Source organism: Alteribacter populi (genome assembly GCF_002352765.1).
Taxonomy (GTDB): domain Bacteria; phylum Bacillota; class Bacilli; order Bacillales; family Salisediminibacteriaceae; genus Alteribacter; species Alteribacter populi.
This window is the reverse complement of sequence record NZ_KZ293963.1, coordinates 2846497-2864926: the sequence shown is the minus strand read 5'-3', so window position 1 is coordinate 2864926 and position 18430 is coordinate 2846497. Positions and strand designations below refer to the sequence as shown.

At 42.2% G+C, this 18430-nt stretch carries 15 protein-coding genes; 3 read left to right on the top strand and 12 right to left on the bottom strand.

The window, feature by feature from the left end; genetic code table 11:
• Nucleotides 1–75: 75 nt before the first annotated feature.
• The 11 genes from CDZ94_RS13540 to ilvE form a co-directional block, all read right to left on the bottom strand.
• The gene (locus CDZ94_RS13540; RefSeq protein ID WP_096437902.1) at nucleotides 76–534 is read right to left on the bottom strand and encodes a DinB family protein; all 459 of its coding nucleotides are present in this window, start codon (nucleotides 532–534) and stop codon (nucleotides 76–78) included.
• Nucleotides 535–756: 222 nt separating this feature from the next.
• A complete protein-coding gene (locus tag CDZ94_RS13535; protein ID WP_096437900.1) occupies nucleotides 757–1269 on the bottom strand; it encodes a hypothetical protein in 513 nt (170 codons plus the stop codon).
• 193 nt (nucleotides 1270–1462) lie between these two features.
• Nucleotides 1463–2416, bottom strand: a complete 954-nt coding sequence (gene ilvA, locus CDZ94_RS13530) for a threonine ammonia-lyase (RefSeq protein WP_096440853.1) — start codon at nucleotides 2414–2416, stop codon at nucleotides 1463–1465.
• A 43-nt stretch (nucleotides 2417–2459) separates the two neighbouring features.
• On the bottom strand, nucleotides 2460–3041 hold the full coding sequence (leuD, locus tag CDZ94_RS13525; protein WP_096437898.1) for a 3-isopropylmalate dehydratase small subunit: 582 nt from the start codon (nucleotides 3039–3041) through the stop codon (nucleotides 2460–2462).
• A 16-nt stretch (nucleotides 3042–3057) separates the two neighbouring features.
• Entirely contained in the window at nucleotides 3058–4479 is a 1422-nt protein-coding gene (gene leuC, locus CDZ94_RS13520) for a 3-isopropylmalate dehydratase large subunit (protein ID WP_096437896.1), read from the bottom strand.
• 24 nt (nucleotides 4480–4503) lie between these two features.
• Entirely contained in the window at nucleotides 4504–5610 is a 1107-nt protein-coding gene (gene leuB / locus CDZ94_RS13515) for a 3-isopropylmalate dehydrogenase (protein WP_096437894.1), read from the bottom strand.
• 22 nt (nucleotides 5611–5632) lie between these two features.
• A complete protein-coding gene (locus CDZ94_RS13510) occupies nucleotides 5633–7171 on the bottom strand; it encodes a 2-isopropylmalate synthase (protein WP_096437892.1) in 1539 nt (512 codons plus the stop codon).
• Nucleotides 7158–8192, bottom strand: coding sequence for a ketol-acid reductoisomerase (gene ilvC / locus CDZ94_RS13505; protein ID WP_096437890.1), 1035 nt, complete (start codon nucleotides 8190–8192; stop codon nucleotides 7158–7160). The genes CDZ94_RS13510 and ilvC overlap by 14 nt, the downstream gene beginning before the upstream one ends.
• A gap of 26 nt (nucleotides 8193–8218) precedes the next feature.
• A complete protein-coding gene (ilvN, locus tag CDZ94_RS13500) occupies nucleotides 8219–8740 on the bottom strand; it encodes an acetolactate synthase small subunit (RefSeq protein WP_096437888.1) in 522 nt (173 codons plus the stop codon).
• Nucleotides 8737–10455: an acetolactate synthase large subunit gene (gene ilvB, locus CDZ94_RS13495; RefSeq protein WP_096437886.1), complete on the bottom strand. Its 1719-nt coding sequence runs from the start codon at nucleotides 10453–10455 to the stop codon at nucleotides 8737–8739. The genes ilvN and ilvB overlap by 4 nt, the downstream gene beginning before the upstream one ends.
• 407 nt (nucleotides 10456–10862) lie before the next feature.
• Nucleotides 10863–11774: a branched-chain-amino-acid transaminase gene (ilvE, locus tag CDZ94_RS13490; protein ID WP_096437884.1), complete on the bottom strand. Its 912-nt coding sequence runs from the start codon at nucleotides 11772–11774 to the stop codon at nucleotides 10863–10865.
• A gap of 817 nt (nucleotides 11775–12591) precedes the next feature.
• Between ilvE and CDZ94_RS13485 the strand changes: the two genes are divergently transcribed.
• The 3 genes from CDZ94_RS13485 (at nucleotide 12592) to CDZ94_RS13475 (ending at nucleotide 16805) form a co-directional block, all read left to right on the top strand.
• The gene (locus tag CDZ94_RS13485; protein ID WP_096440851.1) at nucleotides 12592–14262 is read left to right on the top strand and encodes a glutamine--tRNA ligase/YqeY domain fusion protein; all 1671 of its coding nucleotides are present in this window, start codon (nucleotides 12592–12594) and stop codon (nucleotides 14260–14262) included.
• Nucleotides 14263–14975: 713 nt separating this feature from the next.
• Nucleotides 14976–16166, top strand: coding sequence for a ParM/StbA family protein (locus tag CDZ94_RS13480; RefSeq protein WP_096437882.1), 1191 nt, complete (start codon nucleotides 14976–14978; stop codon nucleotides 16164–16166).
• Nucleotides 16167–16178: 12 nt separating this feature from the next.
• Nucleotides 16179–16805, top strand: coding sequence for a hypothetical protein (locus tag CDZ94_RS13475; RefSeq protein WP_096437880.1), 627 nt, complete (start codon nucleotides 16179–16181; stop codon nucleotides 16803–16805).
• A 182-nt stretch (nucleotides 16806–16987) separates the two neighbouring features.
• Here CDZ94_RS13475 and CDZ94_RS13470 read toward each other — a convergent pair whose 3' ends face one another.
• Nucleotides 16988–18430 carry a carbon starvation CstA family protein gene (locus tag CDZ94_RS13470; RefSeq protein WP_096437878.1) on the bottom strand — a complete coding sequence of 481 codons (1443 nt, stop codon included), beginning with the start codon at nucleotides 18428–18430 and terminating at the stop codon, nucleotides 16988–16990.

Here is an 18430-nt window from a genome sequence, read left to right as displayed (position 1 = left end):
TGGGATGATAACCACAGTCCTTTTCTCGAAAGATCAGAAAGGATAAGCGGACAGCTATCTTCACGCCGCTCGTCTTTAACCTATATTTACAAACAGCGGTAAGTCTGTATGTCCCATTTCCCGGACATAAACAAACAAGTTCCCTTTATGGTTAATTTCGTGATCGAGTGCAAGTTGAAGCAGTTGTCCTGCTGGGAGTTTCACCCCTATTATATGAGTGACATCAATTTCTGTCTTGAAGTCTTCATCGCTCATTGTTTCAATCAGACTCACCGTTTCTTTTGTATAACGCTCGGCTAGTTCAGTTATGTTTATCTCAGCGTCTTCCTCGTGAAGCTGTTTAGGTGTCTGTTGAGTAGCAAAAGCAGCAAATCGATAAAAGGATGTAAGCATGTGGATGACGAGTTCTTTCGTGCTCATCGAAGTGGGTGTAGGGTTATACTCGTAGTGATCTTTACTAATTTTACTTACTAATTCTTCGGTAACTTTTCGGTGAGACAAAAAATGATTAATGAAACGTTGGCTTTTACTCATCTGAATCCCTCCTGTGAACTATTGTAATCTATTGTTTGATTACACTTTAAAGGTAGACTTCATGAGGTGGTCAGTCAAGTGAAGTGACTTTTAGGGGTGGAGGTGAATCGTTGGATGGGTACTTTTCCTTTGTCGCGAAGCTAGGATACGATGATTCGCTCTTGTTTTGTTGTTATGCATTGATTAAATAAAGGGGAAAGTCTTGAGGAAAGAAATGTACAATTAAACAGAAGTGCTTGAACCTGAATAGACGTTAGGCTTATTGTCCTGTCTACTCTTTATTATTGTTATTAATTCTGACATAAAATAATCTCTGTCTTCCTGTTTTTCAATATCCTTAGCAGCTTTGTTTGCTTTTTCGAGGTACGTTTTCATGAGTCGATCATTTTTTGTTACTCGGTACGCCCTGGCAATCGCTTCATATGCAAATGCTAAGTCAAAATCCCCGATTTGATTATCTGTGCAAATCTCTAAGCAGTGTTTCGCGTGGTAAAGTGCGCTTTCAGACATACCAACTAAAGCATAAACTCGGGAAATTTGCCATTCTCCACGGACAAACTCTACCGGTGTGCCTATTTCGCCCCAATGGTAGCGAGAGGCATGAGCGGTATGGATCATCTGCAAATCATCTTCTGTCGTCCGATCAACTTTTTCGATCAAATCCCAGGTGGCATTAAAGTTCTGAACCGCTTGTTTTCGGTGCCATTCTTGGACGGTGAGCATTCGATCCTTCATTTTTCTCCCTCCAACACATAACTCATTTTTTAATAAATTCAATGCGACTTCCGAATTCCCTTCTCGAAAGTTAGAATTAGCTTTGTTTTTTTCTGAAAATTAACTTCTTCATTTCGTTCATAAAATGCAAAAAGGGTTCACAAAGATCTAACCCATTTGTGAACCCTTCATCAGCTATTTTGAAGCAATTGCACTAAGCTAAACAGGACAAAAAATTGTCTCTTGCTAATGCTTCTATGCTAGGCATTTTGGAAATATCCATGTTACCACCGCTCACGATAATGCCGCAGTTTTTCATTTTCAGCCTTGAGCCGTGAACGAGCAGGGCGGCTAGAGCAGCAGCGCCGGCCCCTTCTACAAGTGTTTTTTTCCTCTCAAGTAAGTACATCATAGCTGTCGCAATGTCGTTATCTGATACGGTAACGATTTCGTCGACGAAGCTACTAATGAGGGGAAGAGTCCTGGTGCCTGGTTTTTTTACAGCGATTCCTTCAGCAATCGTAGACACGTTTGAGAGGGAAGAAGGGCCGCATTGATAGAATTGATTATAGACAGCACTTGCTGCTTTTACTTGTACGCCGATTATCCTAATGCTCGGGTTGAGGTGTTTGGCAGCAACAGCCATGCCGCTGATTAATCCGCCTCCTCCAATTGGGATGATAAGGGTATCAAGAAGGGGTTGCTGTTCAAGCATCTCGATAGCAATGGTTCCTTGACCGGCCATCACATCCGGGTCATCAAAAGGGTGGACGAATGTGCTATTTGTCCGATACTGTTCCTTACAGGCGGCTTCATAAGCTTCCTGAAAAGTGTCGCCAGTAAGTATGGTTTTAGCTCCGTAGCTTTGAGTGGCGAGGGTTTTTGCCTTTGGTGTTTTTTCAGGCATAAACACCTTAGCTTGGATTCCTCTTTTTGCTGCTGCTAAAGCGACCCCCTGTGCGTGGTTCCCGGCTGAGGCGGCAATAACTCCTTTCTTGCATTCTTCACTAGTTAGTTGTGATACTTTATAGCTTGCACCCCGAAGTTTGAATGCCCCTGTTTTTTGCTGATTCTCCATCTTGAAATAAACCTGTTTTCCAGTCATTTTATTTACGGATGTAGAGGAGATCAGAGGAGTTCTGTGGACTGTCTTTTCCACAAATGCCATTGCATCGATTACTTGTTGTCCTGTTAAGCAATTCCCAATGTCTTCACGCTCCTTGTTCAAATTGTGTGATTTTATTTTCATGGGTTAACGTAACGGCGATTTCATCCCATCCATTGAGAAGCATTTCTTTATGATAAGAGGGAAGGGAAAAAAGTGCCTCTAGTCCATCTTCACCAATGACGGATTGCTTTTCCAAATCAACCGTTAATGAATAGATACCTGCTTCAGCCTTGGTAAGTATCGCTTGCGTTTCTTCTACTGAAAGCTGAATGGGGAGGATCCCGTTTTTGACACAGTTATTATAAAAAATATCAGCAAAGCTTGGAGCAATAATAACTTTGAATCCATAATCCTCCAAAGCCCATGGTGCATGTTCTCGTGAGGATCCGCAGCCGAAATTTTCACCCGCAACGAGGATGCTTGAGCCTTCGTATTTTTCCTCGTTTAATGAAAAATCGTTACGCGGATTGCCTTCGTCATCAAAACGCCAGTGGTAAAACAGGAATTCACCGAACCCTTGACGTTCAATCCGTTTTAAGAATTGCTTAGGAATGATCTGGTCTGTATCGACGTTAGACCGGTTCAAGGGAGAAACGGTCCCCTTATGGGTGCGAATTGGTTCCATTGTGGAAAGGCCTCCTTTAAGAAGAAAGTGGTTGTGCAGAGAAAGTTCGTACGTCTACAAAGCGCCCATTAATTGCCGCCGCCGCTGCCATTTCCGGGCTTACAAGGTGTGTTCGAGCGCCATTTCCTTGACGACCTTCGAAGTTACGGTTTGAAGTGGACGCACACCGTTCACCTGGAGGAATGATGTCGTCATTCATGGCAAGACACATGCTGCATCCAGCTTCCCGCCATTCAAACCCGGCCTCTTTAAAAATGTGGTCCAACCCTTCTTGTTCTGCAGCTATTTTTACGCTTTTTGATCCAGGGACTACTAATGCTTGCACGGAAGGATTGACTTTGTGCCCTCGTACTACTTCAGCTGCCTTTCTTAAGTCACTTAACCTTGAGTTTGTGCATGAACCGATAAACACGTGGTCTACCTTTACTGAAGCGATGGGTTCACCAGCACGGAGCCCCATGTACTCGAGAGCACGGCTGATTTCATCCTGTTTTGAAGGGTTTTCGGCCTTAGTTGGATCAGGAACCGCTTCGTTGATTGGAATACACATTCCTGGATTCGTTCCCCATGTCACTTGTGGTTCGACTTTAGATGCATCAATTTCAACAGTGGCATCATAAGTTGCTCCTTCATCTGTAGAAAGAGACGACCATTTTTCCACTGCTTCATCGAAAGCGAGTCCTTGAGGGACATGGCGTTTCCCTCTTAAATATTCGAAGGTCGTTTCATCGGGTGTGATTAACCCTGCCCTTGCACCGGCTTCAATCGACATGTTACATACAGTCATCCGCTCTTCCATAGATAAAGAGCGAATGGCATCGCCTGTATATTCAATCACATAACCTGTGCCGAAACGGACGCCGTGTTTTCCGATAATAGACAAAATTAAATCTTTTGCAGTTACACCAGTACCCAGCTTTCCGTTTACTTTCACATTGAGTGTTTTTGGAGGTGCTTGCCACAGCGTTTGTGTAGCTAAAACGTGTTCTACTTCACTAGTGCCGATACCAAACGCTAACGCACCAAAAGCTCCGTGGGTAGAAGTATGGCTATCTCCACATACAATCGTTTTACCTGGCTGTGTAAGACCAAGTTCAGGGCCAATAACGTGGACAATGCCTTGGTCAGGATGGGTAATGTCAGCAAGTGGAATGCCAAACTCTTCACAGTTTTGCTGCAATGTTTCCATTTGCTTTTTTGAGACGGGATCGTTAATGACCAATTGGTTTTTTGTCGGGACGTTGTGATCCATTGTTGCATAGGTGCGGTCTGGCCGCCGAACATTCCGTTTTTTTAGTCTCAACCCTTCAAATGCCTGGGGAGAAGTGACCTCGTGAATGAGGTGTAAGTCAATATATAGCAGATCAGGTTTTTCATCTTCCTGATGTACAATATGCTGTTCCCAGATCTTTTCAACAATCGTTTTTGGTTTTTTCATCGTGTCACTCCTTACTTTTGAGCATTAGGCGTAGCAACTCATAATACTTTTTGAGGCGCTTTCTGACTTAATAAATTCCACAATTTTTTCGGTCATCGCTTCGGTACCGATCTTCTTACCGTTAGCAAGCTGAAGGTCAGGCGTATGATAACCTTGATCAAGAACTTCCTTTACAGCAGATTCGATTAGTTGAGCTTCATGTTCCAAATGGAAGGTGTGCCTTAGCATGAGTGCCGTAGATAAAATCATTGCAAGTGGATTAGCCACCCCGTGTCCTGCGATATCAGGAGCGGAGCCATGAACCGGTTCATATAAACCAACGCCATCTTCCCGGAGGCTAGCGGAAGGAAGCATTCCGAGAGATCCGGTTAAAACAGAGGCCTCATCACTTAAAATGTCGCCGAACATATTCTCTGTGACAATAACATCGAATTGGTTAGGATTTGTGATTAATTTCATCGCAGCAGCATCAACAAGCAAGTGCTCTACTGCAACATCCGGGTAGGATGCTTTTTTCTCCTCAACGACTTCACGCCAAAGCTTACTCGATTCGAGGACATTGGCTTTGTCTACAGAAGTAAGGTGCTTACGGCGGAGTTGGGCACACTGAAAGGCTTTGTCAACGATTCGTTCGATTTCTTCTTTTGAATAAGCGAGAGTATCTACCACAGATTGCCCATCATTTTGTCTTTCACTAGGAGTTCCAAAATAGATCCCGCCTGTAAGCTCCCGAACAATAAGAAGGTCGCTACCATTGACGACGTCTTCTTTTAAAGGAGAAGCATGCAGTAAGTGCTTGAAGCCTTTAACAGGTCTTAAGTTGGCAAATAAACCAAGAGTCTTCCGAATACCCAACAACCCTTTTTCAGGACGTAAATGTGAAGGGTAACTGTCCCATTTAGGACCTCCTACAGCGCCAAGTAAAATCGCGTCCGCTTCTTTACACGCGTCAACGGTTTGCTTAGGGAGTGGAGTGCCGTGATTATCCACGGCACTTCCTCCAATTTCTTCAGTTTGATAGGAAAATGTATGATTAAATTCCTCAGCTACTGCAGTTAATACGTCTTTGGCAGCCTGGATGACTTCATTACCGATACCATCACCAGGGAGAAGCACGATTTTTTTACTCATGAAATAACCTCCTCGTTTATATTTAAGCCATTTCTTTCTTGATCGAATGTTCATTTAAGAGAAAGCGATTGACTGCATTTAAAAAGGCTATGGCGGAAGCTTCTAAGATGTCCTGTGCCGTTCCGCGCCCGTTTACTTCATCGCCATTAACGGTCATTTTCACGTAGACGTCGGCTAATGCATCTCGCCCTTTTCCAACAGAGTTTAATTGAAAATCTGTGAGGTTAATGGTTTCTTCAATAAGAGCTTCCAACGTATTGTACAAGGATTCGACACTTCCTTGGCCAGTACGGGCGGTCTCCACCGGTGCTCCTTCAGGCGTCATTAAAGCGACGGTTGCTGTTGGAAGATTAGAAGATCCATACTGAACTTGAAAAGCACGGAGTTCATATTTCTTTACGTTTGTTAACGTCGTTTGGATATCGGTGAGGATCGCGGATAAATCATCGCCAGTGATTTCTTTTTTGCGATCGGTCAGTTTTTTGAAAGTCGTAAAGGCTTCAGTAAGCTTCTCGTCAGTAAGCTGAAAGCCTAGCTGTTCAACCTTTTCTTTAAAAGCCCGTCGTCCAGAATGTTTACCAAGTACGAGATTGTTAGATTCTACACCGACAAGCTCAGGTGTAATGATTTCATAGGTTGATGCATTTTTGATGACCCCATCTTGATGGATCCCGGACTCGTGGGCAAAGGCATTACGTCCGACAACGGCTTTATTTCCTGGTATTTGCATTCCAGTAAGTTTACTCACAAGATCACTCGTACGCTTTATTTCTTTTAAAACTAGGTTGGTTGTATAAGGGTACTGATCTTGGCGGATATTCAAGGCAACTGCGATCTCTTCCAGTGCGGCATTGCCAGCACGTTCACCGATCCCATTGATTGTACCCTCAATTTGAGTGGCACCATTTTCAACGGCGGCGATCGTGTTGGCAACAGCCATTCCCAAATCGTCATGACAGTGGGCAGAGAGGGCAACCTTATCGATGTTTGGGACACGATCCCTTATGGTTCTGAAAAGAAGTCCGTATTCTTCCGGTGTTGTATAGCCAACCGTATCCGGTAAGTTAATGACCGTAGCCCCTGCATCGATGACTTTTTCAATGATATAAACAAGAAAGTCGATGTCAGAGCGGGTAGCATCTTCAGCTGACCACTCAACATGGGAAAATTTTTGTTTTGCATATGAGACCATTTCCACAGCTTGCGTGGCGACTTCTTCCGGTGCCTTCTTAAGTTTATGTGTCATATGAATAGGGGAGGTAGCAAGGAATATATGCAACCGAGGTTCACTAGCATCCTTCAATGCCTCCCAGGCTGTATCGATATCTGATTTTTTAGCGCGTGCAAGACCCGTCACTGATGCACCTTTAATCGTTTGGGCAATAGCTTTGACTGCTTCGAAATCTCCTTGGGAGGAGGCTGGGAATCCAGCCTCCATAATATCTACACCTAGTCGCTCGAGGTGTTTAGCAATTTCGAGTTTTTCAAGTTTATTAATATTTACACCTGGTGACTGCTCGCCATCACGAAGGGTAGTATCAAAGACGTTAACGTGGGGCATTTGAGACCACTTCCTTTTTATCGGCTTTTGCAGATTTCTTTACAAATGGCATCAGCTCCCGAAGTTCTCGACCAACCTTTTCAATTTCGTGCTCGGCTTCTTTTTTATTAACAGCATTGAATTGGGGACGATTTGCTTGGTTTTCGAGGATCCAACCTTTAGCAAAAACGCCTGTTTGGATATCGTTTAGTACCTCTTTCATTCGTGCTTTTGTCTCTTCATTTACGACGCGTGGTCCCGAAACAAAATCACCCCATTGCGCGGTATCCGAGATGGAGTAACGCATCCCTTCAAGACCACCTTCATACATAAGGTCAACAATCAATTTTAGTTCGTGTAAGCATTCAAAGTAGGCAACTTCAGGCTGATATCCTGCTTCAGTCAGTGTCTCAAAACCAGCTTTTACAAGACTTGTAAGCCCTCCGCAAAGAACGGCTTGTTCTCCAAACAGATCAGTTTCTGTTTCCTCTTGGAAGGAGGTTTCCAGAACGCCTGCACGTCCTGCACCAATTCCTTTTGCATAAGCAAGAGCAAGCTTTTTTGCTTCTCCAGTGTAGTCCTGTTCGATGCCGTAAAGGGCAGGGACTCCGGCGCCTTCACTAAATGTGCGTCTTACAAGGTGTCCGGGTCCTTTTGGTGCTACGAGAAATACATCAACGTCAGCTGGAGGAACGACCTGGTTAAAGTGAACATTAAAGCCATGGGCAAATACGAGGGCATTTCCTTCGTAAAGGTTAGGCTTAATACTTTCTTCGTACACTTTCGGTTGAAGCTCATCTGGGAGCAGGACCATGACGACATCTGCTTGTGCGGTAGCTTCTGCGACAGACCCTACTTGAACACCATCTTCTACAGCCATATCCCACGACTTTCCTTTTCGCAGACCGACTACAACATCAAAACCACTTTCCTTTAAATTGAGTGCGTGTGCGTGTCCTTGAGAGCCATAACCGATTACAGCGATTTTCTTTGTTTTTAAAACCTCTTCTTGAATGTCATTGTGATAAAGTACCTTTGCCATTGTGGATCATCCTTTCAAATAAAAGTTTATTTTAATAAAGAATAAGAAGTTAACTCAGTAACAGCAGGCTGTTGCCCTCGTAAAAATGCAGTTAACCCAGTACGGGCAATTTCTTTTATGCCATAGGGACGAAGCAGATCAACTAGTGCTTCTATTTTTTCAGGCTTTCCTGTTACTTGTATGGAGAGACTTTCTTTACTTACGTCAATGATGGAAGCCCGAAACGGTTCGATAATTCCATTCATTTCGTTTCTTAGCTGAGCGCTGCTCACAACCTTGATTAGCGCAAGCTCACGGGAAACAATTGCTTTATCTGTAATATCCGAGACTTTTAATACGTCGATTTGTTTGTGTAGCTGCTTGGTAAGTTGTTCTAGCTTTTGTTCATCGGCAATTTCAACAACAAATGTCATCTTAGAAATCCCCTCGGTTTCAGTACGGCCTACAGAGATACTTTCAATATTGAACTGACGTCTCTGTAGTAAACCAGTAAGGCGATTGAGGACACCACTTCGATTGTGCACTAGAGCAGTAATAATTCGTTTCATGGTTTCACCCCTATCATCTCGTGCAGACCTTTACCTGGTGCGATCATTGGATAGACGTTTTCCTCCTGAAGAACCCGGCAATCCAAGACGACAGGGCCATCATAAGCGAAAACTTCAGGTAGAATCCGGACAAGCTCATCTTGATAAGTAATTTTAAATGCACGGATTTGATAGCTTTCAACTAGTTTTACAAAGTCTGGTTGGACATGGAGTAATGACTCAGAATAACGCTTCTCATAAAAGGCTTCCTGCCATTGTCGAACCATCCCGAGAGCTTCGTTATTGACGATGATTACTTTAACGGGAAGGTTCTTTTCTTGCAGGACAGACAGCTCCTGCATGGTCATTTGAAACCCTCCGTCCCCGACAACTGCGACAACTGCTCGTTTAGGGTCGGCAAGTTGAGCGCCAATAGCTGCAGGAAAACCAAATCCCATCGTTCCAAGCCCTCCAGAAGTGACCCAGCGGTTAGGTTCGTTAAAGGTATAATACTGTGCAGCCCACATTTGATGCTGGCCGACATCTGTCGTTACGATCGCTTCTCCGTTTGTAACCTTATGGACAGTCTTAATTAACCACTGTGGGCACATCTCCTGCTCTGGATTGTTGTACCAAAGAGGGTAGTTTTTATTATTATTGTTCAAGGAATCGAGCCAGGCGCCGTGATCTGGTGATTGGGTAGCTTGGTTGTGTAGATCTTTAAGAGCGTCATCGGCGTTAGCTACGATCGGGATTTGCGTCGACACATTTTTACCGATTTCTGCGGGGTCGATATCAATATGTGCTACAGTCGCTTGTGGCGCAAAGTGCTGAAGATTTCCGGTTAACCGGTCATCAAACCGAGCTCCAATGTTAATGAGTAAGTCACATTCATAGAGAGCCATGTTTGCAGAATAGGTTCCATGCATCCCTGCCATTCCGAGAGAGAGGGGGCTGTTTCCTGGAAAGCTTCCTAATCCGAGCAGGGTAGTAGTGACCGGTATAGAATGTTTTTCAGCGAATCGTTTTAGTGAGCTGGAAGCTTTACCGTGCATAACTCCTGCACCTGATAGAATAACTGGTTTCTTCGCTTGAGAAAGCGCGTCTGCTAGCTTTTTAATTTGTAGCGGGTTAGGCTTTGTCGTCGGCTGATACCCAGGCAAGTAAAAAGCTGTGTCATAGTGGTCTTTGCACTGGTTGGCCGAGATATCTTTCGGAATATCGACAACGACTGGACCTGGACGACCGGTTCCAGCAATGTGAAATGCTTCTTTGACAATTCTAGGAAGGTCACTCACAGATTGAACCTGATAGTTTTGTTTTGTAATCGGTGTTGTAATTCCCATTACATCAGCCTCTTGAAAGGCATCTGTTCCGATAACTGTGCGGGCGACCTGGCCGGTGAATATGACAAGTGGCAAAGAATCCATCATTGCATCAGCAATTCCAGTAACGAGGTTTGTGGCGCCAGGCCCTGATGTGGCCATCACAACACCCGGTTTCCCTGATACTCGAGCATAGCCTTCAGCCGCATGGATAGCTCCTTGCTCATGGCGCGTAAGAATATGTTCGAAGGCATCCTTCGCTCGATAAATAGCGTCATAGATCGGTAAGACAGCACCTCCCGGGTATCCAAATACTGTGTCAACGTTCTCTTCTTTTAATGCTTGAACGAGAAGGTCGGCGCCCGTTTTGGATTTTGTGACTTCGTAAGCGGGCTTTACTTCTAGTTTCACCTTGTCATCCCTCCTAAGAGAATAATGAAAATCATTTAATGAGGTTGCATAATAAAATAAAAAGCCCTTGTCTCTCCCGATAAACTGCTCGTTATGCAGAGTAACGGGGAGAAAAGGACTTTTACTTTTCACGGTACCACCCGGATTTACAGTACCCTTACGAATACTGTCTTATGGAGCGACTTAGAGTAAGTGCTCCGGTTTTGATAACAGGTATTTTTAAAACACCCGATTAAGCCTACTTAGGGAGTGCTGTTCAGCTTAACACTCAGGGATGATGTCGGAATAGGGTATATTTCCGGGCTTCCAGCAACCCCGGCTCTCTGTGAATATACGGATTCTATTCCTTTATTCCCGTCATAGTTTTCGTCACTATATCGTTTTACATTTTCTAAGTGTAAAGTTCTTTAACTCACAACTGAATGGTCTTCTTCTGGTTTATAACACTGAACACCATCTTCTGTGGCAAGGTTTCTAAACTCCGATAACAAGTGGTTGGTCACTTTGCCAGGTTTTCCATCATTCACTTTCCGACCATCCACTTCAACCACTGCAATGACCTCAACAGCAGTCCCTGTTAAGAATACTTCATCAGCAACATACACATCGTGCCTCGTAAATGGTGACTCTTTCATGTCATATCCTTTTTCTTTTGCGAGCTCGATAATGGCATTTCGTGTGATTCCTTCAAGTGCCCCTAGATAAACTGGGGGAGTGTAGATCGTTCCGTTTTTAACGATGAATATATTATCAGCAGAGCCTTCGGTTACGTAGCCTTGGTCATTTAACATCAAAGCCTCGTCGACACCTGCTTGGTTGGCTTCAAGCTTTACAAGGATATTGTTTAAGTAATTAAGTGATTTAACTTGTGGACTTAAAACATCCGGTCTGTTGCGGCGACTGGCAACGGATCCTATTTTCAAGCCTCGTTGATACAATTCCATAGGAAAGAGGGCCAATTCTTCAGCAATGACAATGACCCGTGGCTGTGAGCAAAATGCTGGATCTAACCCGAGATTGCCTGCGCCACGCGAGACTACGACACGAATGTAAGCACTTGATAAATTGTTTTTACAGACGGTGTCAACAATAATTTGCTGAAGCTCCTCCTTTGTGTATGGAATGTTCAGCATTATAGACTGGGCAGATTCATAGAGGCGATTTAAATGAGCATCTAACTTAAACACGTTGCCACTGTAGACTCGAATACCTTCGAACACCCCGTCTCCGTAAAGAAAACCATGATCGTAAACAGAGACAACGGCTTCTTCTTTTTTGACAAATTCTCCACTCAAATAAATCCATTGAGTATTACTCATACATAACCACTCCTTCCTTTTGTGATTTAACGCTTTAAATTGATAAACTCAGAGAATAAAAGAATAACCTTCTACATTTTCTTCTTTTGAAATTTGTAAAAAAGGCCGTGTCATCTCCCGAATAAAAGCTATTTCGTGATTGGGAAAAGCTTATTCTCGTTTTTGATGTTGACGATAATCTTACAACCATAAAAATGCGCGGTCAACAGGTTTTTTTTAATAAATCTGATAATTTTAAAAAGTTTTATTAATAATAGCGCTTACATTGTTGGTGTAATAGGATTTTAAAAATATTATTTTTACAATGTAAAATTTTTTGAAACGCTTACATAAAGGCCGTAAATGGAGTATTCGGAGTTGGATTTGTTTTTGATTAGAATTAAGAAAATATAAAAATCCACGCTTCAATATCTAGCGCAAGCGACTAGCATTACTTCGTGAATTAGTATCGGGTTGTTTCGGGCGGATACACATCGGAGCATGAATAGCAGAGGAAGAGACAGCTACGAGGTCACTTTCTGTATAAAAACTTTTTTGATGAAAGTACAAGGTCAACTAAGACTTTCGTTATTGATTTATGATACGAAAGAGTGAAAGGCGGCGACTCCGGCGGGAAAAGTGTAGGTAGTAAGGAAATGATGGGGGAGTTTTATTTACAGCGGCCTTTTCCATTGTAGAATTTCTTTGAGTAATTCTTCCAATCTTAGCCACGTTCATTCTACATCTTCACGTTTAAACATGTTACTATAGGTACATAGTAGAAGGTATCATGCAGACTGCAGATTCATTACAAGAAGCGATAGAGAGGTTGAAAGCTATGGAGAATAAAGAGACTTCTTCAAATTTTATAAAGAACATTATTTCTAAAGATTTAAGCTCCGGAAAACACAAAGAAGTTGTGACTCGTTTTCCACCAGAGCCAAACGGTTACTTACATATAGGTCATGCAAAATCAATCGCCTTAAACTTCGAAATAGCTGATGACTTCAAGGGCAAAACGAACCTTCGTTTTGATGACACCAACCCATTAAAAGAGGATCGCGAATATGTTGAGTCCATCAAAGAAGACGTAAAATGGCTAGGATTTGATTGGGGAGAACTCCATTTTGCATCCAATTATTTTGATGAAATGTATAATCGGGCGATAATCTTGATCAATAAAGGTCTTGCTTATGTTGAGGATCTATCTATTGATGAGATCAGAGAATACCGTGGAACGCTAACCGAGCCGGGAAAAGAAAGCCCTTCTCGCAGTAGGAGTATTGAAGAAAACCTTGACTTATTTCAACAAATGAAAGCTGGAAACTTTGCTAATGGGGAAAAAGTCTTGCGTGCAAAAATTGATATGAGTTCACCGAACTTGAACATGCGTGATCCGGTATTGTACCGTATTTCTCATACTGAGCACCATAATACCGGAGATGAGTGGTGCATATACCCGATGTACGCTTTTGCTCACCCAATTGAAGATGCGATTGAGGGAGTAACACATTCCATTTGTACGACAGAATTCGAGGAACAACGCCCTCTATATAATTGGGTTGTCGAAAATACCGAAATGGAAGCACAACCTCAGCAAATTGAATTCGGGCGCTTGAATTTGACCAATACCGTCATGAGTAAGCGTAAATTGAAGCAATTAGTCGATGAAAATTTTGTCGATGGCTGGGACGACCCTCGTTTACCGACAATTTCAGGACTTCGCCGCCGTGGTTTTACACCTGAAGCGATTCGTGAATTCATTCGTGCAACGGGCGTGTCGAAAGGAAATGGTGCTGTAGATGTTCAAATGCTCGAGCACTTTATCCGTGAAGATTTAAAAATGAAAGCCCCTCGCACGATGAGTGTGATTCGACCGTTGAAGGTGATCATTACGAACTACCCTGAAGGTGAAAGTGAGCTGCTTGAAGCCGACATTAATCCAGAAAACCCAGAGATGGGCAAACGTCAAATTCCATTTTCTCGTGAAATATTTATTGAGCAAGAGGATTTTATGGAAGACCCTCCGAAAAAGTACCACCGTCTTTATCCAGGAAACGAAGTCCGCCTAAAACATGCGTACTTTATTAAATGCGAAGACTTCGTAAAAGACGAAGAGGGGAATGTCGTGGAGCTTCACTGTACGTACGATCCGGAAACGAAAAGCGGTACGGGATTTACGGGTCGAAAAGTGAAAGGAACGATCCACTGGGTGGACGCAAGTGATTCAAAACCTGCAGAATTTCGTTTGTACGACTCTTTAATTTTAGATGAAAAAGAAAATGATGGTGTAGAAGAGGTCGACAAGACATTTCTTGATCTTGTCAATCCTGATTCGTTAGAAGTGCTACAAGGCTATGTTGAATCGAATATGGATGATGCAAAAGTACAGGATAAATTCCAGTTTTTCCGCCACGGATACTTCAACGTCGACCCGAAACATACGATCGGGGAAAAGCTTGTTTTTAATCGTATTGTATCGTTAAAAAGCTCGTTTAAATTAAAGTAAATAAATTTGTAAAAGCGTGCAGCCTCTAATTTGGAGACTGCACGCTTTTTTGGTTCGTATTATTGTCTTCTGTTTTTAGTCCCCTTTTCTTGAAGCGACGACTGCACTTCACGTGCTGTGTAAGACTGCAAACTACTCAGGGAGCACCTTCTATAATAATAATGTGATTTTAGAGATGTTTAAAGAAAAAATGGGAAATTTCACCTATTTGTGCACACGGACTTTTTATAAAAATAAAGTTACTTTTTTTTAGTGCAATAAAATATTTTATTTATGAAAAGGAGGGGGGAGGTAAAAGCTCTCTTTTTTCTACAGATTTCGAATTATTAAGTGTAAATTCTCATTATAATTTTATGTATACAAAAATGTATACATGTAAACAATTTGTAATCTTTGTGTATACAAAAACGTATACAAGTTTACAAAATCGTACACGTGTTGAATTAACAGTATGTATACAGGTTTGTAAACATGTATACAAAAGTGCACACATGTTTACGTTATTGTACACAACGAATGGATCATTGACGGATGTGCCAACCTACTATACTCTTTTATTAAATGGTACAAGTTACTATTTTTTTCTTTCTTCTTTTGCTATTAGGAAGGAAAAACGAAAAGGTATACGAAACTCTTTACTGTAGAGGTAGTTTGCAAGACATTTTTGTAAAAATCTCTACTACCCTACTATTCTATTGGAAGGAATGATAAATATGAGTCAAACAAGAATTGCGGCTGTTGACGTTGGAAACGATTCAGTGAAAGCGTTATTTGGAAAGGCAGATTCTGAGTTTTACATACCAAACGTAATTGCGAGAGATATTGAAGATCGTCCGGTTATTGGAATTGAAGAATTAAATGAAAAGGATCCATTAGATGGGATTCACATTCGAGTTCACTCCCCTGCCCTATCGGAAAACAATGTAATTTATCGGGTTGGCGATCTTGCTACGAAGTCAGATAATGCAACGGAAATTGATCCTGGAAGCAGTAAATCTGAAGAAGATCAAACATTGGTCATGCTTTTCGCTTCTTTAGCATTGGATGCTGTTAAGGAGGAAAATGCGGATCTTTTTAAAAAGAACAATCAAGTAGTAGAAGCAAACTACACGCTTGGTACAGGTCTCCCTCTTCGTGAAGTGAAAGAAGGAAAAGATGTAGGTTATCGTTCACAACTGTTAAGCTCTGTTCACCAAGTTGAATTTTTAGTAACACCTAAATATCAAGGAATGAAAGTAAACATTAAATTTGATGAAGTCAAAGTTTACCCTGAAGGTTTCGCAGCATACATTAACCTTGTTATGGACAAAGAATTGAACATTATTAACCGTGATTTAATCGACAAACAAATCCTCATTCAGGACATTGGGGGGCTTTCGACTGATATCGCGGTAATTCGCAATCGCAATGTTGATGACGACAAAGCACAAGGCTTTAATCTCGGTGTTTCCGAATCATTAGAGTCGATTCGCGAAGAAATTCGTTCAAAGCACGGTGTAGAGCTAGATAGTCGTCGTGATGTAGTCGACATATTAACAAAGAAAAACGACCGCAATCATATTATGGTTAAAGGTAGCCGTACGAGTGTACATGACATTACTGACCGTATTTTATTGGAACTGGCAAAAAAACAGTACCGTCACTTGCGAAATGTATGGGCGAAAAACTCCCAATCAGAGATTTGTTATTTTGTAGGTGGAGGCGCCATGGTGTTGAAGGACTATATTAAGACACTTAATAACAACCTTGATGGTTACAATATTGATTTCTTTGAAGATGAAAAAGAAAGCATTTGGATGATGGCTAATGCCTATTACAAACTAATCTCTGACTCTGAAAGAAAGAAAAACAAGGCAAAAGAGAGTAAAAAGAAAGAAGCAGAGAAGAAAGCAGTAAAAAACTAACCAGGTGATTCCATGAATAAAAAGGGGACAGGCGGCATTCAAAGAGGGCAGGCGATCACATTTCGTCTCCCTTCGGATACACCTGAGCATCTCATAAAACAATTACAGGACTTAAAAGAGACAGAGAAACGAAACTTTTCCAGTAAAATTGCCGAGTATACGCTGGATGGAGTTAGTCAGTCTATTCAAAAGGAACGAGAGACGGTTACAGTTCCTCTTCCGAAGCAGCTCAATAAAGAACAGCGAAACTGGCTGAAGCATGCTCATTCGGAGGCGCTGATTGGTAACATTATTTATCAGCTCCTAGCTGATCCTGTTCGTGCGACTTCCGTTTTGGCTTCATTGAACAGCAACTCGTTAGATATTGATGAGGCACTGTATTTACAAGAGGATGAGCTGGCTGCTTCCAGTAGGTTTGAACCTGAACCTTCACCAGGCGATGAAACTAAACAGTCAGATGAAGGTTACGACAGGCATGATGAGACGTCATTTGAACGTGACTTAGATAACTTTGATTGGGCTCAAGTCCGAAGTGAGCAGGCAGCTGCGTCAGAAGAAGACGTTGAAAAAGAAGAGGAACCAGAAGATGAAGATGTTGATGATTTACTCGGTGGGTTTTTAGAGCGGATGAATCGCTAAAAACGAGAAACCACTCTAAAAGTGTTGGCTTTTAGGGTGGTTTTAATATGCATACTTTCATGTTTCAATTGTGGGTTTGATCGGTGGGAGTTTAAAGCTACTCTATTCGACATGTTCTAACAATTATTGCCCGAGAAATAATAGAAAAACTGCCTCAACTTTAAGTTGAGGCAGTTTTTCTATTAAGAGGCAATTTTGGAGACTTCTTCTTTCTCTATTGTTTTTAGGTGAGCGAGGATTTGGCGAGTATACCAAATACCAACAGCTATAGTTAAAGTGAGACCGATGATAATTGATGACTGAAAACCTAAATTAAATCCTTCTGGAGCATAAAAAATGTACGTGCATACTACGCTAGTCATGAAAATAGCGGGGACACTACAGATCCAATGAAGCTTCTTGTGTTTAAGTAAATACATCGCACCTGTCCAGAGCATTACCGTGGCAACAACCTGGTTTGTCCAGCCTACGTAACGCCACAAAAATGTGTAATCGATCGTTGCAAGGAAGATCGCAGGAACTGTGACAGGAATAGTAGCAAAAATAATTTTCTTTTTCCCATCGAGATTGGTGAAAGCTTTACTGAGAAACTCAGTTAGCATCATCCGGGAAGAACGTAACGCCGTGTCTCCAGTAGTAATAGGCAAAATGATAACGCCTAAAATCGCAAGAATACCGCCAATAGTTCCTAGTAGAGAAGTAGAGATTTCATTCACAACACCGGCAGGCCCTCCTGCAGCAAGGGCTCCTTGTAATCCGTTCGTTCCGCCAAAGAATGTCATTCCAGCAGCGGCCCAAATGAGGGCAATGATACCTTCTGCAACCATTGCTCCGTAAAATACTTTTCTACCATCTGACTCTTTTTTAATTGTCCGGGCAATAATTGGGCTTTGAGTACTATGAAACCCTGAGATCGCTCCACAAGAGACAGTAACCATTAAGAGCGGCCATAAAGGCAAAGATTCTGGATGAAGGTTGGACATCGTTATATTCGGAATCGGTTGGTTGGTAAATATCAGTGCTCCAGCAATTGAGAGAGCCATGAAGATTAAAATCGCCCCAAAAACAGGGTAGATTTTTCCGATCACTTTGTTTACAGGTAAAATTGCAGCGACTAAAAAATATGCAAAAATGACACCAAGAGCGACGATAAAACTTAAAGGTGTAAGCTCAGCGATGAGTTGAGCAGGGCCAGCTGTGAACGCTGCAGCAACTAAGATCATTAACACGATAGAGACAATGTGGATGAAGACTCTCACAGACTTTCCGAGATACCTACCGACGATCGTAGGATATTGCTCCCCGTTATGACGGAGGGAAAGCATCCCTGAAAAATAATCGTGAACCGCCCCGGCAAAAAGACAGCCAACAACAATCCAAATGAATGCGATTGGACCATAGAGGGCACCCATAATGGCCCCAAAAATAGGTCCTAGCCCTGCGATGTTAAGAAGCTGAATTAAACTTCCTTTCCACCAGCTCATCGGAACATAGTCCATTCCGTCACTTTTTTTATAGGCGGGTGTTTTATTTTGATCGTTGATGCCAAAAACTCGTTCTACTACTTTTGAATAGACCATATAACCAATGATCAGTAGTGTAATGGAGACTAGAAATGTTACCAT